General features: G+C 68.8%; 22 protein-coding genes. 19 read left to right on the plus strand and 3 right to left on the minus strand.

Going from position 1 to position 24480, the window contains the following annotated elements; genetic code table 11:
* The first annotated feature begins 198 nt into the window (after positions 1-198).
* From pyrR to EV643_RS16810, 17 genes are all read left to right on the plus strand, one after another.
* On the plus strand, positions 199-831 hold the full coding sequence (gene pyrR / locus EV643_RS16730) for a bifunctional pyr operon transcriptional regulator/uracil phosphoribosyltransferase PyrR (protein ID WP_202869580.1): 633 nt from the start codon (positions 199-201) through the stop codon (positions 829-831).
* Positions 831-1784 carry an aspartate carbamoyltransferase catalytic subunit gene (locus EV643_RS16735; protein WP_202869592.1) on the plus strand — a complete coding sequence of 318 codons (954 nt, stop codon included), beginning with the start codon at positions 831-833 and terminating at the stop codon, positions 1782-1784. Before pyrR ends, EV643_RS16735 begins: the two co-directional genes overlap by 1 nt.
* On the plus strand, positions 1781-3088 hold the full coding sequence (locus tag EV643_RS16740; protein WP_133800997.1) for a dihydroorotase: 1308 nt from the start codon (positions 1781-1783) through the stop codon (positions 3086-3088). The genes EV643_RS16735 and EV643_RS16740 overlap by 4 nt, the downstream gene beginning before the upstream one ends.
* A complete protein-coding gene (locus tag EV643_RS16745) occupies positions 3085-3576 on the plus strand; it encodes a PH-like domain-containing protein (protein ID WP_133800998.1) in 492 nt (163 codons plus the stop codon). The genes EV643_RS16740 and EV643_RS16745 overlap by 4 nt, the downstream gene beginning before the upstream one ends.
* A complete protein-coding gene (gene carA / locus EV643_RS16750; protein WP_133800999.1) occupies positions 3573-4691 on the plus strand; it encodes a glutamine-hydrolyzing carbamoyl-phosphate synthase small subunit in 1119 nt (372 codons plus the stop codon). The genes EV643_RS16745 and carA overlap by 4 nt, the downstream gene beginning before the upstream one ends.
* Positions 4691-7993 (plus strand): carbamoyl-phosphate synthase large subunit, encoded by a 3303-nt coding sequence (gene carB / locus EV643_RS16755; RefSeq protein ID WP_133801000.1) that lies wholly within the window; start codon positions 4691-4693, stop codon positions 7991-7993. The genes carA and carB overlap by 1 nt, the downstream gene beginning before the upstream one ends.
* On the plus strand, positions 7986-9041 hold the full coding sequence (locus EV643_RS16760) for a quinone-dependent dihydroorotate dehydrogenase (RefSeq protein WP_133801001.1): 1056 nt from the start codon (positions 7986-7988) through the stop codon (positions 9039-9041). The genes carB and EV643_RS16760 overlap by 8 nt, the downstream gene beginning before the upstream one ends.
* Complete coding sequence (gene pyrF / locus EV643_RS16765) at positions 9038-9874, plus strand: orotidine-5'-phosphate decarboxylase (RefSeq protein ID WP_133801002.1); 837 nt, start codon at positions 9038-9040, stop codon at positions 9872-9874. The genes EV643_RS16760 and pyrF overlap by 4 nt, the downstream gene beginning before the upstream one ends.
* 17 nt (positions 9875-9891) lie before the next feature.
* Positions 9892-10905: a DUF4037 domain-containing protein gene (locus EV643_RS46705; RefSeq protein WP_133801003.1), complete on the plus strand. Its 1014-nt coding sequence runs from the start codon at positions 9892-9894 to the stop codon at positions 10903-10905.
* Between the two features lie 182 nt (positions 10906-11087).
* Entirely contained in the window at positions 11088-11453 is a 366-nt protein-coding gene (locus EV643_RS16775; protein WP_133801004.1) for a hypothetical protein, read from the plus strand.
* 111 nt (positions 11454-11564) lie between these two features.
* On the plus strand, positions 11565-11936 hold the full coding sequence (locus EV643_RS16780) for a hypothetical protein (RefSeq protein WP_133801005.1): 372 nt from the start codon (positions 11565-11567) through the stop codon (positions 11934-11936).
* A gap of 133 nt (positions 11937-12069) precedes the next feature.
* Entirely contained in the window at positions 12070-15072 is a 3003-nt protein-coding gene (locus EV643_RS16785) for a polysaccharide deacetylase family protein (RefSeq protein ID WP_133801006.1), read from the plus strand.
* A 55-nt stretch (positions 15073-15127) separates the two neighbouring features.
* A complete protein-coding gene (gene mihF, locus EV643_RS16790; protein WP_133801007.1) occupies positions 15128-15442 on the plus strand; it encodes an integration host factor, actinobacterial type in 315 nt (104 codons plus the stop codon).
* 44 nt (positions 15443-15486) lie between these two features.
* Positions 15487-16128: a guanylate kinase gene (gmk, locus tag EV643_RS16795; protein ID WP_238165625.1), complete on the plus strand. Its 642-nt coding sequence runs from the start codon at positions 15487-15489 to the stop codon at positions 16126-16128.
* A gap of 2 nt (positions 16129-16130) precedes the next feature.
* Positions 16131-16442, plus strand: a complete 312-nt coding sequence (gene rpoZ, locus EV643_RS16800; protein ID WP_133801008.1) for a DNA-directed RNA polymerase subunit omega — start codon at positions 16131-16133, stop codon at positions 16440-16442.
* A 10-nt stretch (positions 16443-16452) separates the two neighbouring features.
* A complete protein-coding gene (gene coaBC, locus EV643_RS16805) occupies positions 16453-17706 on the plus strand; it encodes a bifunctional phosphopantothenoylcysteine decarboxylase/phosphopantothenate--cysteine ligase CoaBC (RefSeq protein ID WP_133801009.1) in 1254 nt (417 codons plus the stop codon).
* A gap of 54 nt (positions 17707-17760) precedes the next feature.
* On the plus strand, positions 17761-18894 hold the full coding sequence (locus tag EV643_RS16810; protein ID WP_133801010.1) for a winged helix DNA-binding domain-containing protein: 1134 nt from the start codon (positions 17761-17763) through the stop codon (positions 18892-18894).
* On the opposite strand, the gene EV643_RS16815 is transcribed toward EV643_RS16810, so the two are convergent.
* Positions 18895-19536: a class I SAM-dependent methyltransferase gene (locus tag EV643_RS16815; protein ID WP_133801011.1), complete on the minus strand. Its 642-nt coding sequence runs from the start codon at positions 19534-19536 to the stop codon at positions 18895-18897.
* A gap of 246 nt (positions 19537-19782) precedes the next feature.
* On the opposite strand from EV643_RS16815, the gene metK reads away from it, so the two are divergent.
* Together metK and EV643_RS16825 are read left to right on the plus strand one after the other, a co-directional pair.
* Positions 19783-20976, plus strand: coding sequence for a methionine adenosyltransferase (metK, locus tag EV643_RS16820; protein WP_133801012.1), 1194 nt, complete (start codon positions 19783-19785; stop codon positions 20974-20976).
* Between the two features lie 95 nt (positions 20977-21071).
* Positions 21072-23099 carry a primosomal protein N' gene (locus EV643_RS16825; protein WP_133801013.1) on the plus strand — a complete coding sequence of 676 codons (2028 nt, stop codon included), beginning with the start codon at positions 21072-21074 and terminating at the stop codon, positions 23097-23099.
* Here the strand turns inward: EV643_RS16825 and EV643_RS16830 are convergent, their stop codons facing one another.
* Both EV643_RS16830 and EV643_RS16835 read right to left on the minus strand, forming a co-directional pair.
* Positions 23100-24038: a hypothetical protein gene (locus tag EV643_RS16830; protein ID WP_133801014.1), complete on the minus strand. Its 939-nt coding sequence runs from the start codon at positions 24036-24038 to the stop codon at positions 23100-23102.
* Positions 24039-24070: 32 nt separating this feature from the next.
* Entirely contained in the window at positions 24071-24475 is a 405-nt protein-coding gene (locus EV643_RS16835) for a hypothetical protein (RefSeq protein ID WP_133801015.1), read from the minus strand.
* Positions 24476-24480: the final 5 nt, after the last annotated feature.

Raw genomic sequence — 24480 nt, forward strand, 5'->3', positions numbered from 1 at the left:
TCTTCCCTCCGACTTTTGGTCATTGCCTGGTGGCCCGGGTGGGGCCGTTGGGTGAAACCCCCCTCGATTACACAGAGTAACAATATTCCGGGCCGGAGGCCAGCGTCAAGACGGCGTGTCACATCCGCTAGCATGTCAAGCGGTCCGAACGTCCTTTAAAGACCCGTCCAGAGAGGCGGGAAAGGAGGAACGGTAGCGATGAGCCCTGCCCCGATGCCGCAGTCACCAGACACCCAAGCGGCGCCGCGCACAGTGCTGGATGCTTCCGACATTTCCCGGGCACTGACCCGGATCGCGCACGAGATCCTCGAGCGCAACAAGGGCGCCGATCCCGTCGTCCTGCTCGGCATACCCACCCGCGGCGTCGGTCTGGCCGCCCGCATCTCCGAGCGGATCACCGCGGTGGAGGGGCGCAGTGTGCCGACAGGGTCACTCGATGTGACGATGTACCGCGACGACATCGGCCTCAAACCGGCCCGTGCCCTGGAGCACACCGACATCCCGCCCGGCGGGATCGACGGCAAGGTGGTCGTGCTGGTCGACGACGTGCTGTTCTCCGGCCGCACCATCCGGGCCGCGCTGGACGCGATCGGCGACATCGGCCGGCCGAAGGCGGTCCAGCTCGCCGTCCTGGTCGACCGCGGCCACCGCGAACTGCCGATCCGCGCCGACTACGTGGGGAAGAACCTGCCCACCTCGCTGATCGAGCGGGTCACCGTGCACCTGACCGAGTACGACGGCGACGACGCCGTGGTCATCGCCGACAAGCCGGCCGACAAGTCCGGCGACAAGCCGGTCGACGAGACGGCCAGGACGGGAGCCTCCGCATGATGCGCCATCTGCTCAGCGCGGGCGACCTGACCCGCGACGACGCCACCCTGATCCTGGACACGGCCGAGGAGATGCGCTCCCTGGCCGACCGGCCGATCAAGAAGCTGCCCGCCCTGCGCGGCCGGACCGTCGTGAACCTCTTCTTCGAGGACTCCACCCGGACCAGGATCTCGTTCGAGGCGGCCGCCAAGCGGTTGTCCGCCGATGTGATCAACTTCTCCGCCAAGGGCTCCAGCGTGAGCAAGGGCGAGAGCCTGAAGGACACCGCGCTGACGCTGCAGGCGATGGGCGCCGACGGCGTCGTCTGCCGGCATGGTTCGTCCGGTGCGCCACACCTGCTCGCGACCTCGGGCTGGATGACCGGCTCGGTGGTCAACGCCGGTGACGGCACCCATGAGCACCCGACCCAGGCCCTGCTGGACGCGTTCACGATGCGCCGCCACCTCGGTTCGCTCGAGGGCCGCCGGATCACCATCGTCGGCGATGTCCTGCACAGCCGGGTCGCCCGGTCGAACGTGCTGCTGCTGTCCACGCTCGGCGCCGATGTCACGGTCGTCGCCCCGCCCACGCTGCTACCGGTCGGGATGAGCTCCTGGCCGTGCACCACGTCGTACGACCTGGACTCGGTGCTGCCGAAGAGCGACGCGGTGATGATGCTGCGGGTTCAGCGGGAGCGGATGAACGACGCGTTCTTCCCGAGCGCCCGCGAGTACAGCCGCCGCTACGGCCTCGACGTGCACCGGATGGCGCAGCTGCCGGACGAGGCCATCGTGCTGCACCCCGGCCCGATGAACCGCGGCATGGAGATCAGCGCCCAGGTGGCCGACTCCACCCGCTCGGTGATCGTCGAACAGGTCACCAACGGCGTAGCAATCCGGATGGCCGTTCTTTATCTCTTGTTGTCAGGCAGCCCTGAAACCAGCACCACATCGACTGAGGAGCAGACCGCATGACCGCGTACCTGATCACCGGAGCCAAGATCGTGGTCGGCGGTCCTGAATCAGAGCGAGTCGCGGATCTGCTGATCGACAACGGCGAGATCGTTGCTGTCGGCACCAACCTCGACACGCCGACCGACGTCGAGACGATCGACGCGAAGGGCCTGATCGCGCTGCCCGGCCTGGTCGACCTGCACACGCACCTGCGCGAGCCCGGCCGGGAGGACGCCGAGACCGTCCTGACCGGGACGAAGGCCGCCGCGCTCGGTGGGTTCACCGCCGTGCACGCGATGGCCAACACGGACCCGGTCGCCGACACGGCCGGTGTGGTCGAGCAGGTCTGGCGGCTGGGCCGCGAGGCCGGGTACGCCGACGTGTACCCGATCGGCGCCGTCACCGTCGGGCTCAAGGGCACCCAGCTCGCCGAGCTCGGTGCGATGGCCGACTCGGCCGCGCGGGTCCGGGTGTTCTCCGACGACGGCATGTGCGTCTGGGACGCCGCCCTGATGCGCCGGGCGCTGGAGTACGTGAAGGCCTTCGGCGGCGTGATCGCCCAGCACGCCCAGGAACCGCGGCTCACCCAGGGCGCGCAGATGAACGAGGGCGAGCTCTCCGGGGTGCTAGGCCTGACCGGATGGCCGAGTGTCGCGGAGGAGTCGATCATTGCCCGCGACATCCTGCTGAACGGTCACGTCGGCTCCAAGCTGCACATCTGCCACCTGTCCACCAAGGGCTCGGTGGAGATCGTCCGGGCCGCGAAGAAGCGCGGGTTCGAGGTGACCGCCGAGGTCACGCCGCACCACCTGCTGCTGACCGAGGACCTGGCGACGTCGTACAACCCGGTCTTCAAGGTGAACCCGCCGCTGCGGACCAAGGCCGACGTCGAGGCGGTCCGGGAAGGTCTGGCCGACGGCACGATCGACATCGTCGCCACCGACCACGCGCCGCACCCGGTGGAGGACAAGGACTGCGAGTGGAGCGCGGCCGCGTTCGGCATGCTCGGCCTCGAGACGGCGCTGAGCGTGGTCCAGCACGCGATGATCGACACCGGGCTGATGACCTGGGCGGAGCTCGCCGACCGGATGAGCTACCGCCCGGCCGCGATCGGCCAGGTCAGCGAGCACGGCCGGCCGCTGGAAGCCGGTGCTCCCGCGAACCTCACCCTGATCGACCCGGCCGCCCGGCGCACCGTCGTACCGGGGGAGTCGGCGTCGCTGTCGCGGAACACGCCGTTCGACGGGATGGAGCTGCCGGGGCGGGTGGTGGCCACCTTCCTGCGCGGCGAGCCGACCGTGCTCGACGGAAAGCCGGCCCGGTGAAGGCGTTCCTCGGAATCCTCGGCACCGTGCTGGTCATCGGGCTCGCCTACGTCGGCATGTACCGGGGCTGGAAGAACCGCCAGACCAGGCAGTCGGATCTCGCGCCCCTGCCGTCTGTCCCAGCTGCACCCGACGGTGCCAAGACGGAGGGCATGTACGTCGCGACTACAACGGCCGGCGACTGGATGGACCGGATCGCGGTGCACGAGCTCGGCGTCCGCAGTACGGCTGATTTGGCCGTCAGCGAAGCCGGACTGGTCTTCCACCGGCAGGGCGCTTCGGACGTGTTCATCCCCGCGGACCACCTGACCGGTGTCCGGACCGACCGTGGCATCGCAGGCAAGGTGACCGCCGAGGCGTCCGGCCTGATCGTGGTCAGCTGGACCCACGACGGCCGCGAGTTCGACACCGGCTTCCGCCCACGCCACAAGGCCGACACCGCCGGTTTGACCGAATCCATCTCCACCCTGATCGGAGCCGAGCAATGAGCCAGGCCGCACTGCTGGTCCTCGAGGACGGCCGCGCCTTCGCCGGTAACTCGTACGGGGCGACCGGCGAGACGTTCGGCGAGGCGGTGTTCACCACCGGGATGACCGGTTACCAGGAGACCCTCACCGATCCGTCGTACCACCGGCAGATCGTCACCCAGACCGCGCCGCACATCGGCAACACCGGGGTCAACGACGAGGACGACGAGTCGCAGCGGATCTGGGTCGCCGGGTACGTCGTCCGCGACCCGGCCCGGGTGCCGTCGAACTGGCGGGCCAAGCGCTCCCTCGACGAGCAGCTCCGGGGGCAGGGCATCGTCGGGATCTCCGGGATCGACACCCGCGCGCTGACCCGGCACCTGCGCGAGCGCGGCGCGATGCGAGCCGGCATCTCCACCGAGATCCTCGACCCCGCCGTCCTGCTGGAGAAGGTGTTGCAGCAACCGCCGATGGCCGGCTCTGATCTGGCCGGCGAGGTAACCGCCCCCGAGGCGTATGTCGTACCGGCTGAGGGTGAGAAGCGTTTCACCGTGGTGGCGCTCGACCTCGGGATCAAGTCGATGACGCCGAAGCGGATGGCCGAGCGCGGCATCGAGGTACACGTGCTGCCGGCCACGGCGACGCTCGAGCAGATCCTCGAGCGCAACCCCGACGGCATCTTCATGAGCAACGGCCCGGGCGACCCGGAGACCACCGAGCACCCGACCAACCTGCTCAAACAGCTCCTCGAGCGGAACCTGCCGTACTTCGGGATCTGCTTCGGTAACCAGGTCTTCGGCCGGGCACTCGGACTCGGCACCTTCAAGCTGAAGTACGGGCATCGCGGAATCAACCAGCCGGTGCTCGACCGGGCCACCGGCAAGGTCGAGATCACCGCGCAGAACCACGGCTTCGCTGTGGACACCCCGATCGACGAGACCGTGGAGACGCCGTACGGGACGGCCGACGTCAGTCACGTCTCGCTCAACGACAACGTGGTCGAAGGGCTCCGGCTGACCGGGAAGGACGGCAAGGTGCTCGCCTTCTCGGTTCAGTACCACCCCGAGGCGGCCGCGGGTCCGCACGACTCGGCATATCTGTTCGACCGCTTCGTAGAGCTGATGGAGAACCGCTGATGCCCCGCCGTACAGATATCGAATCGGTGCTGGTGATCGGCTCCGGCCCGATCGTGATCGGCCAGGCCTGCGAGTTCGACTACTCCGGGACCCAGGCCTGCCGGGTGCTCAAGGAGGAGGGCTTCCGGGTCGTCCTGGTGAACTCCAACCCGGCCACGATCATGACCGACCCGGAGTTCGCCGACGCGACGTACGTCGAGCCGATCACGCCGGAGTTCGTCGAGAAGGTGATCGAGAAGGAGCGCCCGAACGTCCTGCTCGCCACCCTCGGCGGCCAGACCGCGCTGAACGCGGCGATCGCGCTGCACGAGAACGGCGTGCTGGACAAGTACGGCGTCGAGCTGATCGGCGCGTCCGTGGACGCGATCCAGCGCGGCGAGAACCGCGAGTCGTTCAAGCAGATCGTCGAGAAGCTGGGCGCGTCGGTCGCCCGCTCGGTGATCTGCCACTCGCTGGACGACGTCCTCAGCGCCGCGGCCGAGCTCGGCTACCCGCTGGTCGTGCGGCCCTCGTTCACGATGGGCGGCGTCGGCTCCGGGATGGCGTACGACGAACCCGATCTGACCCGGATCGCCGGTGCGGGGCTCGCGGCCAGCCCGACGACGGAGGTGCTGATCGAGGAGTCCATCGTCGGCTGGAAGGAGTACGAGCTGGAGGTGATGCGCGACAAGGCGGACAACGTCGTGATCATCTGCTCGATCGAGAACGTCGACCCGATGGGCGTGCACACCGGCGACTCGGTCACGGTCGCGCCGGCGATGACGCTGACCGACCGGGAGTACCAGGTGATGCGGGACCTGGCCATCGGCATCATCCGCGAGGTCGGGGTGGACACCGGCGGTTGCAACATCCAGTTCGCGGTGGACCCGGCGGACGGCCGGCTGATCGTGATCGAGATGAATCCGCGGGTGTCCCGGTCGTCCGCGCTGGCGTCGAAGGCGACCGGCTTCCCGATCGCCAAGATCGCCGCCAAGGTCGCGATCGGCTACACCCTGGACGAGATCCCGAACGACATCACCAAGCAGACCCCGGCCAGCTTCGAGCCGACGCTGGACTACGTGGTGGTGAAGGTGCCGCGGTTCGCGTTCGAGAAGTTCCCGGCCGCGGACGCGACGCTGACCACGCACATGAAGAGCGTCGGCGAGGCGATGGCGATCGGCCGGAACTACACCGAGGCGCTGCAGAAGGCGCTCCGCTCGCTGGAGAAGCCGGAGGCCCGGTTCTCCTGGGCCGGCTCGCCCGCATCCGACCTCGGACCGTTGCTAGAGGCAATCAAGACGCCGCACGACGGCCGGTTGCGCACCATCATGGACGCGATCCGGGCGGGCGCGACACCGGAGCAGATCTTCGACAACACCAAGATCGACCCGTGGTTCGTGGACCAGCTCTACCTGATCCACGAGACCGCGCTGCAGGTCGCGGCCGCGCCCCGGCTGACCCCGGAGATCATCCGGCTGGCCAAGCGGCACGGGTTCTCCGACCTGCAGCTGGCCGAGATCCGCGATCTCACCGAGGACGTCGTCCGCGGGGTCCGGCAGGCGCTCGGGATCCGGCCGGTCTACAAGACGGTCGACACCTGTGCGGCCGAGTTCGCCGCCGAGACGCCGTACCACTACTCGTCGTACGACGAGGAGACAGAAGTCGCACCCCGCGAGACCCCGGCCGTGCTCATCCTCGGCTCCGGGCCGAACCGGATCGGGCAGGGGATCGAGTTCGACTACTCCTGCGTGCACGCGTCGATGGCGCTGCGCGAGGCCGGGTACTGCACCGTGATGGTGAACTGCAACCCGGAGACGGTCTCCACCGACTACGACACCTCGGACCGGCTCTACTTCGAGCCGCTCACCTGCGAGGACGTGCTGGAGATCGTGTACGCCGAGTTGCAGGCGGGCCCGGTCGCCGGAGTGATCGTGCAACTCGGCGGCCAGACTCCGCTCGGACTGGCACAACGCCTCGCGGACGCGGGTGTGCCGATCGTCGGGACGTCGCCGGCGGCCATCCATCTGGCCGAGGAGCGGGGCGCGTTCGGCAAGGTGCTCGCCGACGCAGGCCTGCCCGCCCCCAAGCACGGTACGGCGCTGTCCGCCGACGACGCTCAGCGGATCGCTGAGGAGATCGGCTTCCCGGTACTGGTGCGGCCGTCGTACGTGCTGGGTGGTCGCGGGATGGAGATCGTCTACAGCTCGGCCGAACTCGACGCGGCGCTGGAGCGGCTCGGCGGTGGTGCGGCGTTCGAGCATCCGGTGCTGATCGACCGGTTCCTCGACGACGCGGTCGAGATCGACGTGGACGGGCTGTTCGACGGTGACGAGCTCTTCCTCGGCGGCGTGATGGAGCACATCGAGGAGGCCGGCGTGCACTCGGGCGACTCGTCCTGCGCGCTGCCGCCGATCACGCTCGGGAACGCCGACATCGAGAAGATCCGGAGTTCGACCGAGGCGATCGCCCGCGGCGTCGGCGTACGCGGCCTGCTGAACGTGCAGTACGCGCTCGCCGGGGATGTTCTCTACGTACTGGAGGCGAACCCGCGGGCGTCCCGGACGGTGCCGTTCGTCTCGAAGGCGACGGCGACACCGCTGGCGAAGGCGGCCGCCCGGGTCATGCTCGGCGCGACGATCGCGGAGCTGCGGTCCGAGGGACTGTTGCCGGCCGAAGGCGACGGGGGCACGCTGCCGACCTCGACGCCGATCGCGGTGAAGGAGGCCGTGATGCCGTTCAACCGGTTCCGGACCATCGACGGCTCGTCCGTCGACACGGTGCTCGGGCCGGAGATGCGCTCGACCGGTGAGGTGATGGGGATCGACGACACCTTCGGGACGGCGTTCGCCAAGTCCCAGGCCGGGGCGTCGCAGCCGTTGCCGGCGTTCGGCAAGGTGTTCGTGTCGGTGGCCAACCGAGACAAGCGGCACATGATCTTCCCGGTCAAGCGGCTGGCCGATCTCGGTTTCAAGATCTACGCGACCGAAGGCACCGCCGACGTACTGCGGCGCAACGGGGTCGAGGCGGTCACGGTTCGCAAGAGCAGCCAGGGAATGGGGCCGAACGGTGAACCGACGATCGTCCAGATGGTCCAGGACGGCGAGCTGAACCTGATCGTCAACACCCCGATCGGGATCACCAAGGACGGTTCGCCACGGCTCGACGGCTACGAGATCCGGAGTGCGGCGGTGGCCCGGAACATCCCGTGCATCACGACGGTGCAGGGGCTGGCGGCCGCCGTACAGGGCATCGAGGCTCGGCAGGCCGGTGACATCGGCGTGCGGTCCCTGCAGGACTGGGTCTCCCGGATCCGCGGTGTATAGGCGACTGGTCCGGCCGGTCCTGTACCGGCTGGGGAAGGGTGACGCGGAGGTCGCGCACGAGCAGACCTTGTCCGGGTTGCGGCGGCTGGGCCGTGTGCCGGGCGCGGTGAGTGCGCTGTCGCGGTCGTACGGCGCGGCCGGGCTCGAGCGGACCGTGTTCGGGATCCGGTTCCCGGGGCCGGTCGGGTTGGCTGCCGGGATGGACAAGAACGGGATCGCGCTGCCGGCCTGGCGGGCGCTCGGGTTCGGCTTCGTCGAGGTCGGCACGGTGACCGCGCACCCGCAACCGGGGAACGAGAAACCGCGGCTGTTCCGGCTGGTCGAGAGCGAGGCCGTGATCAACCGGATGGGGTTCAACAACCTCGGTTCGGCGGCGCTCGCATCCCGGCTTGAAGGTTATGGTCCGCTGGGCTATCCACTGGGTATCTCGATCGGGAAGTCGAAGGTGACGCCGCTCGAGGACGCGGTGGAGGACTATGTGACCTCGCTGCGACGGCTCTACCGCTTCGGTGACTACTTCGCGGTGAACGTGAGTTCGCCGAACACGCCGGGGCTGCGGTCGCTGCAGGATGCCGGTCAGTTGCGCGAACTGCTGACCGCGTTGCACGCCGAGGCGGTCGGGCTGAGCTCGGGTGGTCGCGACGCCAAGCCGATCCTGGTGAAGATCGCGCCGGATCTGACCGAGCAGGCGATCGACGAACTGCTCGGGGTCTGCACGGACGTCGGGGTGGCCGGGATCATCGCCACGAACACGACCATCGGCCGGTCCGGGCTGGCCGCGTCCGACGTCCCACTGGCCGCGGAGGCGGGTGGGTTGTCGGGGCGGCCGTTGACGGAGATCTCGGCCAAGACGGTCGCGCACATCCACGCGGAAACCGGGGGAGCGCTCCCGATCATCGGTGTCGGCGGCATCCTCGAACCCTCCGACGCGACTCGCCTATTCGATGCCGGGGCGAGTCTCGTCCAGGTGTACACCGGCCTGATCTATCGGGGGCCGGGACTGATCCGCCGGATCAACCGGTCCTTGGCTGAGGGGAATTTGCCATGAGCAACCAACCGTTCGGGGTGCGGCTCCGGGCCACGATGGACTCGCGCGGACCGCTGTGCGTGGGGATCGATCCGCACGCGCACCTGCTGGATTCGTGGGGCCTGCCGGACACCGCGGAGGGCCTGGCGTCGTTCACGTACGGCGTGGTGGACGCGCTGGCCGATCGGGTCGCGGTGTTCAAGCCGCAGTCGGCCTTCTTCGAGCGATTCGGGTCGGCCGGGATCGCGGTGCTCGAGCAGGCGACGATCCGGCTGCGGGAGGCGGGAGCCCTGGTCATCATCGACGCGAAGCGCGGTGACATCGGTTCGACCATGGCCGGGTACGCGTCGGCGTACCTGGCGGAGAAGGGGCCGCTGGCGTGTGACGCGTTGACGGTCAGCCCCTATCTGGGATTCGGCTCGCTGCAGCCGGCGATCGACGAGGCGCGGGCGGCCGGTGCCGGGCTGTTCGTGCTCGCGCTGACCTCGAACCCGGAGGGACCGCAGTTCCAGTCCGCCCGTACCGCGGCCGGGCCGACCGTGGCAGGCGCGGTGCTGGACGGACTGCGCGAGCTCAACGCGGACGCTGACGATCTCGGGTCGTTCGGGGCCGTGGTCGGTGCGACGATCGCTTCGACGGACGAGAACCTGGACATCCGCGGGCCGTTGCTCGCTCCGGGACTTGGTGCGCAAGGTGGTACGGCTGAGGGGCTCGCCGCGGTGTTCGGGTCGGCGGTGCGGAACGTCGTACCGTCCAGCTCCCGGGAGATCCTTGGTGCCGGGCCGTCGGCGGTCGCGCTGCAGGATGCGGCCGACCGCGCCAACGACGCCTTCCGGGCGGTACTCGGCTACTGACTGACGACTGGGGGAGCATGTCCGGTTTTGTTTCCGGCCTGGAACTGAGCAGGCGGTTCTACACCGAGGCGGTCCGGCCCGTGCTGGAGGCGTCGTACCCCGGTCTGCCGTACAGCGCGGCGTTGCTCGGCCGGGGGTCGGAGGTGCTGGGGTTCGACGACGAGATGTCCGGCGACCACAACTGGGAGCCGCGCGTTCTGCTGTTCCTGCGCAAGGAGGATCAGACCCGTCACGGTGACGCGATGGCCGACGTCCTGCGCCGGGAGGTGCCGGACCGGTTCGCCGATCGTCAGACCGAGTACGGGATCCACACGATCCGTGGGTTCCTGCTCGAACAGCTGGACTTCGACATCGAGGGTGAGATCACACCGCGGGACTGGTTCACCTTCCCGGAGCAGAACCTGCGGATGATCACCGCCGGCGCGGTCTTTCACGACGAGATCGGCCTGCAAAGCGTCCGGGACAGGTTCGCCTACTATCCGCGGGATGTCTGGCTCTATCTGATGATCGCGGCGTGGTGGCGCGTGCATCCGGAGATCAATCTGGTCGGCCGCACCGGTTTCGTCGGCGACGAACTCGGGTCGGAGCTGATCGGATCGCAGCTCGTACAGGACCTGATGCGGTTGTGCTTCCTGATGGAGCGGCAGTACGCGCCGTTCTCGAAGTGGTTCGGTACGGCGTTCTCCCGGCTGTCCTGCGGGGCGGAACTGGTGCCGATCCTGCGGGCGGTGCAGCGGGCCGAGTCGTGGCTCGAGCGCGAGGAGGCGTTGATGGCGGCGTACGAGGCGGTGGCGGCCATCCACAACGGCTTGGGGATCACGCCGCCGGTGGCGACCGAGGTGGAGCAGATGTGGGGCCGGCCGTTCAAGGTTCTCTGGGGAGACTTCCCCGGTGCGCTCGCGGCCCAGATCCAGGACCCGGTGGTGCAGCGCATCGCCGAGCGCTGGCCGATCGGAGGCATCGACCAGATCAGGAACGTGTTGTGGGCTGCCCGTGATCGCCGGCAGCTGATCGCCCTGTTCGACCAGTAGGGCCTACTGAACCGGTTACTTGCCGTGGGCAACCCTAGCGACGTGAAGGGTCACGGGCTGGTTCCACTGTGTTGGTGCGATGTTGTTCACGGCGTGGTGGACCGACTGGTGACCCTGTGGTTCGCCAAGGTTGCCTGCAGACGGGGAGCAACGGCCTTCCCGCATGCACAGTTAGGAACGGAATGCGTAAGGTTGCGGCCCTCGCGGCGGTATTGACCATCGGCGTCGGAACTCTGACAGCTTGCTCGGGCGGCGACTACTGCGGTGAGCTGAAGGCCTACTCCGAGGCGTCCAAGAACCTCGACATCAAGGACACCGAGAAGCTGGACAAGATGATCGGCGAGGCGAAGAAGGTGTCCAAGTCGGCGCCGGACGACCTGAAGGACGACTGGAAGACGCTGCTGGACTACGCCGAGAAGGCGCTCGACGCCAAGGGCGACCAGGCCAAGCTGGTCGAGCTCAGCAAGAACGACGGCGAGAAGGTCGGCAAGGCCTCCGAGGCGATCGCCAAGCAGGCGAAGGACACCTGCAAGATCGACCTCGAGTGATTCGGTGCCGGCGGCGGGCAGCCCAGCCCGCCGCCGGCCCCATTTCGGTTGGTTGATGACAACCGGTAGCGTCGGGGCTTACACCCCCGAGGACTCCCCGAGGATGATTTGATGCGCAGAGCAGTGATGACCGCGACCTTTCTCGCCGCGGCCGCCGGCCTGACCGCTTGTACCGACGAGCAGGCGTACTGTGTCGATCTCGCCGGGTACGCCGCGTCCGCGGTCGGCGTCGATGCGCAGAACCCGGCCGACTACACCAAGATCCTGGCGGACGCGAAGAAGCTCCAGGAGAGCGCACCGGCCGAGGTGAAGGACGACTGGGGCACGGTCGTGTCGTTCGCCGAGAAGGCGCAGAAGGCGGGCAGCGATCGGGTCGAGCTGGCCCGGCTGAGCAAGGAGACCGGCACGGTCACCGCGGCGTACAAGAACATCGCGACGCATGCGAAGGACTCCTGCAAGGTGGATGTGCCCGCGCTGAACTGAGAGTTCAACAACTGGCCATCTCCTGGGCCATCCCCGAGCCGTTCGCCGGTGTTAACTTCAGCGCCGGGGGGACGGCACGACACCGGTCTGGCTGTCCTGGGTTGGGAATCACTCAGATGCCAGGGGGGCCTCGGTGTCGTATTCAGCGCTGTTCAAGTCGCGTCTTGTCCGGATCGCAGCCGTAGTGCTGATCACGGTCTCATTCGCTCAGATCACCTTCGTCAGGATGGCGCGAGCCGCGGATGGAACGGTCGTCTCGTTGACGTTCAACGACGGGCTGCTGTCGCAGTACCAGAACGCACGGCCGGTACTGCGCGCCCACAACCTGACGGGCACGTTCTACCTGTCCAGCAAGGTGATCGAGGCGAACGCCCCGGGCTACATGGCCACCTGGCATGCCGACGACCTCTACCGCGAGGGTGACGAGATCGGTGGCGTGACCAAGGACCACGTCGACCTGACCGATCCGGCGCTGAGCCTCACGTACCGGCAGGACCAGGTCTGCGGTGACAAGCAACGCCTGGCCGCGCTCGGCTACGACCCGCAGAGCTTCAGCTATCCGTTCGCGGCGGTGAACCCCGAGGCCGAGAGCATCGTGCAGGGCTGCGGCTACCTGTCCGGCCGTACGGTCGGCGGCCTGTCCACCACCACCGGCCCGTACGCCGAGGCGATCCCGCCGGCCGACCCGTTCCGGATCAGCACTGCGAGCATCCCCACCGGACCGGTGCAGCTGAGTGCGCTGCAGGATGCGGTGAACGGTGCCGTGAACAACGGTGGCGGCTGGCTGCCGATCGCGTTCGACCACGTCTGCAGCTCCGCGGCGTCCGACTACAACACCTGCATGGCGACCTATAAGCCGATCGACGCTTCGGTGCTGTCGGCGTTCCTGGACTGGCTGCAGAACGGTGCGCCGGCCGGCGTCACCGTGTCCCGGGTCCGCGAGGTGATGGGGGCCGGCCCGCAGCCGGTACTGCCGCCGCGCCCGACCACGGTGTCCCTCACGTTCGACGACGGCCTCGCGTCGCAGTACGGGCTGCGGTCGATCTTCGCTTCGCGCAACGTGGATGGCACCTTCTACATCAACAGCGGGCCGGTCGACGCCGGTGAGGAAGGCACGATGACCTGGGCGCAGATCCAGGGTCTCGCGGCCGACGGCAACGACATCGGCGGCCACACGCAGGACCACGTCGACCTGACGGCCGCGACCTCGTTCGACTACCGCTGGCGGCAGGCCTGCGACGACCGCGACCGGCTGCAGGCGCAGGGGTTCTCGCCGAGCGGGTTCGCGTATCCGTTCGCCGCCTTCAACCCGCAGGCGGTCAGCATCATCCAGGGCTGTGGTTACCAGTCCGGTCGTTCCGGCGGCAGTCTGCTTGTCGGCGGACCGTTGTTCAGCGAGGTGGTCCCGCCGCCGGAGCCGTACAGCTTCAAGGCACTCGGTACGACGTACGACGGTGCGATCACCCTGCAGTCGCTGCAGGACGCCGTCAACGGTGCGGCGTCACGCGCAGGCGGCTGGATCCCGATGCTCTTCCACGAGATCTGCTACGCCGGCAGCGCGAACTTCAACTCTTGTATGGCCGGGTACCGCCCGGTGTCCAACACCACGATCAGCCAGTTCCTGGACTGGGTCGCGGCGAACGCCAACCGCGGCATCTCGGTCAAGGACGTCGCCGATGTGATGGGCGGCGGCCAGACCCTCCCGAACGTGCGTGTCACTTCACCGACCCGTGGTCAGGGCGCGGCGCCGTCGCCGACGATCACCGGAACTGCATTGCCGACCGGTGGCGACGTGTCCGTCGCGCTCTACCAAGGTCCGTACAGCACCGGTACGCCGGCGCAGACCGCGACCGTGACGCATGCCAACGGCGCGTGGACGACCACGTTCGCCGGACCGCTGGCCGATGGCACCTACACCGTCCAGGCGAGGCAGACCGGCAACGGCCTGACCGGCTACAGCTCGCCGCGGACCTTCGTCGTCGACAGCTCGGCACCTGTCGTCCAGATCACCGCGCCACAAACCGGCTCGACCGTCGCGAACACGCGGCCGGTGGTCAGCGGCACGGCCAGCCGGGCAGCAGGTGACAACGCGGCCGTGAGCGTTCGGATCTACGCAGGCGGCACCCCCACCGGTACGCCGATGCAGACGCTGACCGGAACCGTGGCCGCCAACGGGACCTGGTCGGTCACCCCGGCGACGCTTGCCCAGGGCACCTACACCGCACAGGCCACGCAGGGCGACTCGGGCGGCAACACCGGGACCAGCAACGCGACGACCTTCACCGTCGACACTGTCGCACCGGTGGTCCGCGTCACCAGCCCGGTCAACAACGCGATCGTGACGGCGGACCCCGTCCCCGTGTCCGGTACGGCTGGGACGCTGGCCGGTGACGGCACCGCAGTGACCTTGCGGGTCTACGCGGGGACGTCCGCGACGGGTACACCTGTGCAGACACTGACCACTACCGCCTCGGCCGGTACCTGGTCGGCCAGTTTGTCCGGCTTGGCTGTCGGCGACTACGCGTTGAGGGCATCGATGACCGATGCGGCAGGCAACGTCGGTAACAGCCCGACCGTGGTCGCACGGGTGCGTAGTGCTCAGACAGTGACTTCGCTGTCACCGAACGCGATTGCTCAGGGTGTCACCGGAAGGACCGTGCAGATCAACGGCAGCGGCTTCAGCGCCGCGTCCACGGCCGTCTTCACTGGGTCCGGCGTGACGCTCAGGTCTCTGACCTACGTGAGCTCCACCCGGCTGTCGGCCGTGCTGGACATCGCTGCGGACGCGACGATCGGCCGGAGCAACGTCGTGGTTTCGCGGGCCGGCACATACAACGCGGTCTGCACCAACTGCCTGACGGTGAACGCCGCACCGATCCCGACCAGTGCCACGCCGTCGACACTGTCCCGCGGCCTGCTGCGGTCGGTGACGATCAACGGGACCGGATTCACCTCCAGTAGTCAGGTCACGTTCTCGGGCGACGGCATCACGGTGCTGCTCACCAGCCGGTCGGCGACGGCGATCAATCTGGTCCTCAGTATCGCCGGTTCGGCCACGCTGGGCGCTCGCGACGTCACCGTGACGAATCCCGACGGCGGACGCGGTACTTGCCTCGGCTGCGTCAGGATCAGTTGACCGCCCCTCCCGTGTTAGGTTCAGCGGCGAAGCCACAAACGGGACAGGTGAAACGGTGCCACTTCCTTCTTTGACCCCAGAGCAGCGCGCGGCTGCCCTGGACAAGGCCGCTGCCGCACGACGAGAGCGTGCGGAGATCAAGAACAGGATCCGGCACTCGGGGGCGTCTCCGACGGAGGTGCTCCACGAGGGGCAGACCAACGAAGTGATCGGCAAGATGCGGGTGAGCGCGCTGCTGCAGTGCATCCCCGGTGTCGGCAAGGTGCGCGCGCAGCAGATCATGGAGCGCGCCGGGATCTCCGAGACCCGCCGGGTGCGCGGGCTGGGCTCGAACCAGATCGCCGCGCTCGAGCGCGAATTCGCCGAGTGAGCCGAACCGAAATCCTTGCCCGCTCGTTCGACACTGGTGTGAAGATGACTTTGGAACCGACCAACGACACTTCTGGTACGCCGGACGCCGGGGCCACCGCGGACCGCAGTACCGGCGGGGCCCGGCTGACGGTTCTCGCCGGGCCTACCGCGGTGGGCAAGGGGACGGTGGCGGCCGAGATCCGGGAGCGGTTCCCCGACATCTGGATCTCGGTGTCGGCGACCACCCGCAAGCCCCGGCCGGGGGAGGTGCACGGGGTGCACTACCTGTTCGTGTCGGACGAGGAGTTCGACCGGATGGCTGCCGACGGCGAGCTGCTCGAGTGGGCCGTCGTGCACAACCTGGCCAAGTACGGAACCCCCCGGCAACCGGTGCTGGACAAGCTGGCCGAAGGCCGGCCGGCGCTGCTGGAGATCGACCTGCAGGGCGCCCGCCAGGTCCGCGAGCGGATGCCGGAGGCGCATTTCGTCTTCCTGGCGCCGCCGAGCTGGGACGAGCTGGTCAGCCGGCTGGTCGGCCGGGGCACCGAAACGGCCGAGGAGCGGGAGCGTCGGCTGGAGACCGCGGTGGTCGAGCTGGAGGCCGAGAAGGAGTTCGACGTGACGATCGTGAACGCCTCGGTTCGGGAGGCGGCCGATGAGTTGGTAAAGTTGATCCGATCACCCTCCATCTCTGGAAAGAGCTGAACTTGTCTGGCAAGGAACCCGTCGCCATCGGCATCACGTCCCCGCCGATCGACGACCTGCTCACCCACACCGACTCGAAGTACAAGTTGGTGCTCTACTCCGCCAAGCGGGCCCGGCAGATCAACGCGTACTACTCCCAGCTCGGCGAGGGCCTGCTGGAGTACGTCGGGCCGCTGGTCGAGACCCATGTGCAGGAGAAGCCGCTGTCGATCGCGATGCGCGAGATCAACGACGGCGTGCTGACCTGCACCGACATCGACCCCGAGGCCGAGGCGGAAGCCGCCGCGGCCGCTGCGGAGAAGTCCGCGGAGTAGTCGCCGGTCGATGACAGCGACTCCGGAGGCGCCACGCAAGCCGTCGGTGGTGCTCGGCGTCGGCGGCGGGATCGCGGCGTACAAGGTCTGTGATCTGCTCCGCCGGCTGACCGAGTCGGGCCACCGCGTCCGGGTGGTGCCGACCGCGGCCGCGCTGGAGTTCGTCGGGGCCGCCACCTGGGCGGCGCTGTCGGGTCAGCCGGTGACGGCTGACCCGTTCGATGACGTCGAGGAAGTCCCGCACGTCCGGATCGGCAAGCAGGCCGAGTTGGTCGTGGTCGCACCCGCCACGGCGAACCTGATCGCCAAGGCGGCTCACGGCCTGGCCGACGACCTGCTCACCAACACGCTGCTGACCGCGCGCTGCCCGATCCTGTTCGCGGCCGCGATGCACACCGAGATGTGGGAGCACCCTGCCACCCAGGCGAACGTAGCCACCCTGCGGTCGCGCGGTATCACCGTGCTCGACCCGGCGGTCGGCCGGCTCACCGGCACCGACACCGGCCGCGGCCGGTTGCCCGAGCCCGCCGAGATCTTCGCCATCACCCAGCTGATGCTGGCCGACGAATCGGCCCGCGCGGCCGGGCAGTCCGTGGCCGACCTGACCGGCAAACAGGTGCTGATCAGCGCCGGCGGGACCCGCGAGCACCTCGACCCGGTCCGCTACCTCGGCAACTCGTCTTCCGGCAAGCAGGGCTATGCACTGGCCCGGATCGCGGCCGCCCGCGGCGCCAAGGTCACCCTCGTCGCGGCGAACTCCGAGCTGCCCGACCCAGCCGGAGTTCAGGTCGTCCCGGTCACGTCCACCCAGGACCTGTACGACGAGATCACCGGCCGCGCTGCGGACGCCGACGCGATCGTGATGGCCGCGGCGCCGGCCGATTTCCGCCCGTCCGATGTCGCCGAGCACAAGATCAAGAAGACGTCCGACGGTTCGGTGCCGGCGGTGAACCTGGTGCAGAACCCGGACATCCTGGCCACCGTCTCGCACGACCGGCAGCGCCCCGGCCAGGTGATCGTCGGGTTCGCCGCCGAGACCGGTGACGCCGAGCACGACGTACTGGAGCTCGGCCGCGCCAAGCTCGAACGCAAGGGCTGCGACCTGCTGGTGGTGAACGACGTCTCCGGCGGCAAGGTCTTCGGCAGCGACCTCAACGAAGCCGTCATCCTCGACCGCGCCGGCATCGCCCTCCCGGTACCGTCGACGAGCAAAGACGCCCTGGCCGGCGTCATCTGGAACCTGGTATCCAGCCACTGGCCCTGACCGGCGTACACACGGAGGACGTTCGGTGTCCTCTTCTGCCGTTAGCTTGCTGGTATGGCCGAGTTGAGCTGGGAGTCCGTGGTTGCTCGCCGGATGAGGCGGCATTTCCTGCAGGTTCCTGCGGCGGGTGGGGCGGCGGACGTCGTACGGGCGATGTGTGGGGCGCATGCGCAGGTGTTGTCGGCTGGTGAGGTGTCGGTGGCGTTGCGGTTGGAGGGGGCGACGCGGGCCGACGTACAGCGGGCGTTGTGGGAGGAACGGACGCTGGTGAAGGGTTTCGGGCCGCGGGGGACGGTTCACTTGCTGCCCGTCGAGGATCTGCCGTTGTGGACGGGTGCGTTGTCGGCATTGCCGTCGACGGGCTCAGTACCGGAGACGATGCGGCTGACCCCGGACCAGAAGGCCGAGGTGATCGAGGCCGTCGGTGCGGCCTTGGCCGAGGACGATCTGACCGTCGACGAGCTCACCGACGAGGTGGTCGCGCGAACCGGTCCATGGGCCGGTGATCTGGTGATGCCGGCCTTCCAGGTCTGGTGGCCGCGCTGGCGGCAGCTGATCCCGGCCGCCGCGCACGCCGGTGTGCTCTGTTACGGCCCGAACCGCGGTCGCAAGACGACCTATACGAACCCGCATCGGTTCGCCCCGCCGTTCAAACCGATGCCGGGGGAGCAGGCGCTGTCCGAGCTACTGGGTCGCTATCTGTACTCCTACGGCCCTGCAACCCCTCAGCAGTTCGCGAGGTGGCTCAACACGACCCCCGGCTTCGTCACCGGGCTCTTCAAAGGCTTCCAGGAGGTCGTGCTCGACGGCAAACCGGCATGGATCGTCGAGGGCGACACCGTGATGCCCGCCGAACCGGCCCGCGGCGTACGGCTGCTTCCGTACTTCGACGCGTACGGCGTGGGCTCGTATCCGCGGGAGCTGCTCTTCCCCGGGAAGGCGCAGACGAGAGCGCTGGCCGGGGGACAGGCCGGCAACTTCCCGCTCGTGCTGGTCGACGGCATCGTCGCCGGGGTGTGGCACCAGCGTCTTGCCGGCCGCAAGGTCACCGTGACGGTCGAGACCGTCGCCGACCTGAAACGCCCGCAGCTGCGCGCCCTGGAGGACGAGGTCGAGCGCCTCGGCGTCATCCTCGACGCCAAGCCGACCCTCGTCGTCGGTGAGGTGACGGTCGGACCGCACGCCTGATCAGCGTTCGAGGCCGACCACTGTCCAGGTCGCACCGCGATGCTGATAGCTGACGGTCAGCCCCTGCGCGCGCAGTACGTCGATCATGGCTTGGGGCGGATGGACGAAGGCGCGGAAGCCGTTTCCACTCAGCCGGCGGATGAAGTTCTCCGACCAGATGCTGAATCGGGTCAGTGGATTGCTCGGCGGGTGTGAGAAGACCAGCAGCCGGCGGGCATGCTCACCGGCCGCCGAGAGGAGCTTCTGGTAGTCCGGGTAGCAACAGACGACCCGATGCAGTACGACGATGTCGGCCTGCTCGACCTCGTCGGGTGCGGCCGCGATGTCCACGAACCGCCTCGTCACTCGCCCCGTCAGCCCGGATTGCTCGAGCAGTTTGGCCGCCTCGGCCTCGTAGCTCGTCGAGATCTCCAGATTCGTCACCTGCCGGGCGCCTCGACGGAGCAGCTCGACCTGGAGATCGCCCACTCCGCCGCCGATCTCGAGCACGGAGGCGTCTTGCACCCCACGCTCGTCGAGGAAGGAGACCAGCCGTTGCTGGGTGCGGTTCAGCCCGTGCTTGCGATAGCGGCCCGCGACGCGCCGGGCGAACCCGGCGCCGAAGGTGGCCTGATAGCCGTGCGGATCACAGCAGTCGTCCATGGGGGCAGTATGCGCCCGGCCGCGGCAGCGTGTCAGCGACCCGCAAAGCGCGCTGAAAGCCCACTGAACGAATGGACTTTGTCCGGGATGTGAGCACGGTGTCCCGACATGTGGGCTTTGGGTACGGCTGACGGTAGCGTTGGTCTGAACTGCTGGCATACTGCCGGGGTGCATCGCCGTAGTCGGTGCGAGAAGGGCGGGCTGACACCCGTCGCGAGGCTGATCGAGTAAACCCGAGGGAGAACCGTGGCACGGCGCCTTTTCACGTCCGAGTCGGTGACAGAAGGTCATCCGGACAAGATCGCTGATCAGATCAGCGACTCCATCCTCGACGCCCTCCTGGCCGAGGACCCGAAGAGCCGCGTTGCGGTGGAGACCCTGATCACGACCGGCCTGGTCGTCGTGGCCGGCGAGGTCACCACGTCGGCGTACGTGGACATCCCGGGCATCGTCCGGAGCCGGATCCTCGAGATCGGCTACGACTCGTCGCTGAAGGGCTTCGACGGCGCCTCCTGTGGCGTCCAGGTCGCGATCGGCAGCCAGTCGCCCGACATCGCCCAGGGCGTCAACACGGCGTACGAGACCCGCGCCGACTCCTCGACCGACGAGCTGGACCTGCAGGGTGCCGGCGACCAGGGCCTGATGTTCGGCTACGCGTCGAACGAGACCCCGGAGCTGATGCCGCTGCCGATCACGATCGCGCACCGGCTGTCCGAGCGGCTGTCCGAGGTCCGCAAGGACGGCACGATGGCGTACCTGCGACCGGACGGCAAGACCCAGGTCACGGTCGAGTACGACGGTGACAAGGCGATCCGGATCGACACCGTCGTGGTGTCCAGCCAGCACGCCGCCGACATCAGCCTGGACTCGATGCTGACGCCGGACGTGAAGAAGCACGTGGTCGACCCGATCCTGGAGCAGTTCGAGATCGACTCGAGCGACTATAAGCTGCTGGTGAACCCGACCGGCCGGTTCGAGATCGGTGGCCCGATGGGTGACGCGGGCCTGACCGGCCGCAAGATCATCATCGACACCTACGGCGGCATGGCCCGGCACGGTGGTGGCGCGTTCTCCGGCAAGGACCCGTCGAAGGTGGACCGCTCGGCGGCGTACGCGATGCGCTGGGTGGCCAAGCACATCGTCGCCGCGGGGCTCGCGGCCCGGGCCGAGTGCCAGGTCGCGTACGCGATCGGCAAGGCCGCGCCGGTCGGCTTCTACGTCGACACCTTCGGCACCGAGACCGTGCCGGTGGACAAGATCACCGCGGCCGTTCTCGAGGTGTTCGACCTGCGCCCGGCCGCGATCATCCGCGACCTGGACCTGCTCCGGCCGATCTACGCCCAGACCGCCGCGAACGGCCACTTCGGCCGCACCGGCGATGACTTCACCTGGGAGCGCACCGACCGCGTCGAGGCCCTGAAGGCCGCCGCCGCGAAGTAGGTCTGATCAGCTGCCCGCGACCCTTTGTGGTCGCGGGCAGCTGCTTTGTCCACAGGGTCCCCCGGGATGTCGCCCGGGCCGACTAGAGTTTCGGAGTGGTTTCGGACTCCCCTGAGCAGCTGACGTTGCTCCGCGAGACCGTTCGGCGGTCCAGGACCAAGGAGCCGGCCGGGATCGCGGGCGCGCTGCCGATCGCCCGCGTCGCGGTGGACGTGTCGTTGCCGCATCTGGATCGGCCGTTCGACTACCTGGTGCCTGAGGATCTGTCCGAGGCCGCGCAGCCGGGTGTGCGGGTGAAGGTGCGGTTCGCGGGCAAGGACCTGGACGGGTTCGTGCTGGCGCGGCTGGAGTCCTCCGAGCACGACGGCAAGCTGATGCGGATCCGCAAAGCGGTGTCGCCCGAGCAGGTCCTGACGCCCGAGGTCGCGGATCTCTGCCGAGCCGTCGCCGACCGGTACGCCGGGGTCCTCGCCGACGTGACCCGCCTGGCCGTCCCACCCCGGCACGCGAAGGTCGAGGGCGAAGCACTCCGCTGCGATCAACCAGTCCGGCCGGTCGCGTCCACGTCGACGTCCGAGTGGTCGCCGTACCCTGCTGGATTCCTGGACGCGGTTCGCCGTACCGAGGCCCCGCGCGCGATCTGGACCGCAGTACCGGGAGCCGGTTGGGCGCTTGCGTTCGCCCAAGCTGCAGCTGTATGCGCGTCAACCGGCCGCGGTGCACTATTGCTGGTCCCAGATGCCCGCGACCTCGAGCGACTGGCATCAGCCTGTACGACGGTCCTCGGCGCGGACGGGTTCGTCATGCTCTCGGCCGACCTCGGACCGACCGCGCGGTACCGGGCGTTCCTCTCCACGCTCCGCGGCTGCGCCCGAGTCGTCATCGGGACGCGAGCGGCCGCCTTCGCCCCGGTCGCCGACCTCGGCCTGGTCGCGTTGTGGGACGACGGCGACGACTCGTACGCCGAACCGCGCGCGCCCTATCCACATGCGCGCGAGGTGCTGCTGCTCCGGGCGCATCGGCAGAAGTGCGCCTTCCTGCTCGGCGGATTCGCCCGATCCGCCGAAGCCGCCGCCTTGCTCGAATCCGGTTGGGCCGCCGAACTCATCGCCGGCCGGACCGTGATTCGTTCGGCCGCGCCGGCTGTCCATATCGCGGGGGAGTCCGACCGGGATCTGGCTCGCGATCCGGCCGTCCGCGCCGCACGCCTTCCGCATCAGGCCTTCGAGACCGCGCGCGAGGGGCTGAAGACGGGGCCGGTCCTGGTGCAAGTCCCTCGAGCGGGATATCTGCCGAGTCTGGTCTGCCAGACCTGCCGGACGCCTTCGCGGTGCTCGGTCTGCGGCGGTTCGCTGCGGCATTCGGGATCGTCCGGCCCGGCCAGTTGCAGCGTGTGCGGTCGTCCTGCGGCCGATCATCGCTGCCCCGAATGCGGCGACACCCGGATGCGCGCGGCCGTCGTCGGAGCGCGGCGTACTGCGGAAGAGCTGGGCCGTGCCTTCCCGGGCGTCCTCGTCCGGACGTCGGGCGGCGACAAGGTGCTGGACGAGGTTTCGAGCGAGCCGGCGTTGATCGTCAGCACGCCGGGCGCGGAACCAGTCGCCTCGGGCGGCTACAGCGCGGCCTTGTTGCTCGACACGTGGTTGCTGCTGGCGCGACCCGACCTGAGAGCCGCCGAGGAGGCCGTACGGCGCTGGTTCAACGCGGCTGCCCTGGTCCGGTCAGCACGCGATGGTGGTGCCGTGATCATCATGGGCGAGCCGTCGGCCACACCGTTGCAGGCCGTGGTCCGGTGGAGTCCGGAGGGATACGCAGCACGCGAGCTGGAGGAGCGTCGTACGGCCCGGCTGGCCCCGGCCGCGAAGCTCGCGGAGCTCACCGGATCGGCGGAGGCGGTCGCGGACTTGGTGGCTCGGTTGAAGCAGCTCGTGGACCCCGCCGCGGGGCTGGAGGTGCTCGGCCCGGTCGACGTGGACGACGAGACCGTGCGGGCCGTGGTCCGGACGCCGCGTGGTTACGGGTCGACGCTGGCCCGGGTGATGAAGGAGGCGCAGGCGGCCCGCAGTACGAAGAAACTGGCCGGTCCGTTGCGCGTACAGATCGACCCGGCCACCTTCGGCTGATCAGTTGTCCGGGAGCTCGAAGGGTGCCCGGTGCAGCAGTTCGGAGAGGGCCGCCGCGGTGTCGGCGGTGAACGGCCCGGAGGTTTCCAGACCGAGTTGGCGAGCCAGGTCACCGGCGTACAGATGAGTGGCGCTCTCCAGCAGGACGGCGTACGTGTCGGTCGCGGTTCGGGCCCTCGTCAGGGCTGCGACGGCCACACCGAGCGCGATCAGGGCGGCCGGCCACCACCAGATTGCCAGGACGACATACAGGATTGCCCAGGCGCCGAGCGTGAAGGCACGACTGAGAGCTAGGCGGGCTGCTTGGATTTCGGCTCGGACCGCTTCTGGCAGGGTCAGCCACAAGGGCGGCCAGACGGTGCTGAGGTCGAGGCGGAGATCGCGCTCGATCCGGACCGCCACGGCATGGATGCGGTCGCCGCACCAGGTCGGACGCGCCGGGTACTCGGGAGCGATCCGGGTCAGCCGATGGTACGCGGCATGGCGCGACAGCGGATCTGCTCGTTGTCCGCGGGTGCGGAGCAGGGCAGCCTGGTCGCGTTCCTCCTGGTAGTTGCCTGCAGAAACTGTCCAGCGTTGTCGGCGGCGGTTGACCTGTGCGTTCGCGAGGGCCCGGAGCGGCCACGGCCAGGTGTGCCAGTCCGCGGCGAGCCACAGCCGTTCGAGCACCGACGCCAGAGCCTGTGCCGCGATTCCGGCGCCGGCCGCTCCCGCGAGGACGGCTCCGAGTACGACGATCTGGCCGCCGAGGCTGCTGACAGTGGGGGAGGTCGCCCAGGTGGTGAACTGATCGGTGAGCCGGCCGGGAGCGAGGGCTTCGGTCTGGCCGAGGGCAACGGCTGCGGCGATGACCGCGAGGTAGAGGGCGCCGGGCAGGACGAGCAGGGTCAGCCAGCGCTCGGCCAGCTTCTTGCCGAGCTCCGCGAGCAGCCCAGCCATCTCAGCGCCCAGCCATGTCGAGCCCAGCCATGTCAGAGCCGATCCCGTCTCAGTGATTGCCGGTCGATCTCACACTGCGGCACAGTTGCTCGCGCCCGCGGCCACCAGTATCGCGAGCAAGCGCCAGTCGGGCAGAGGTAGACGACCTCGTCCGGGCCGAGCGCCGACTGCGTGCCGATGCCGGCTGGCTGGAGTCCGCGTCCGGTCCCGGCGCCCGGGAGACTGCCCCAGATTCCGAGCGGTTCCCCGTTGGCCTGCAGCTCGGCGTGGATCCGTTCGAGCAGATCGTCGATCTGTTGGCCGCCACCACGTACGGCGGCTTGCAGTCGGTCGGAGAGATCTTCGTCCGGCAGGAGTGACCGCAGCTCCGCCAGGTGCGCGCAGAGATAGGCCAGCGCTTCCATCCTTCGGGCGGTGGCAGGTTCCGGACGGTTCATCGGCA

The organism is Kribbella caucasensis (assembly GCF_004361855.1).
GTDB classification, from domain to species: Bacteria; Actinomycetota; Actinomycetes; order Propionibacteriales; family Kribbellaceae; genus Kribbella; species Kribbella caucasensis.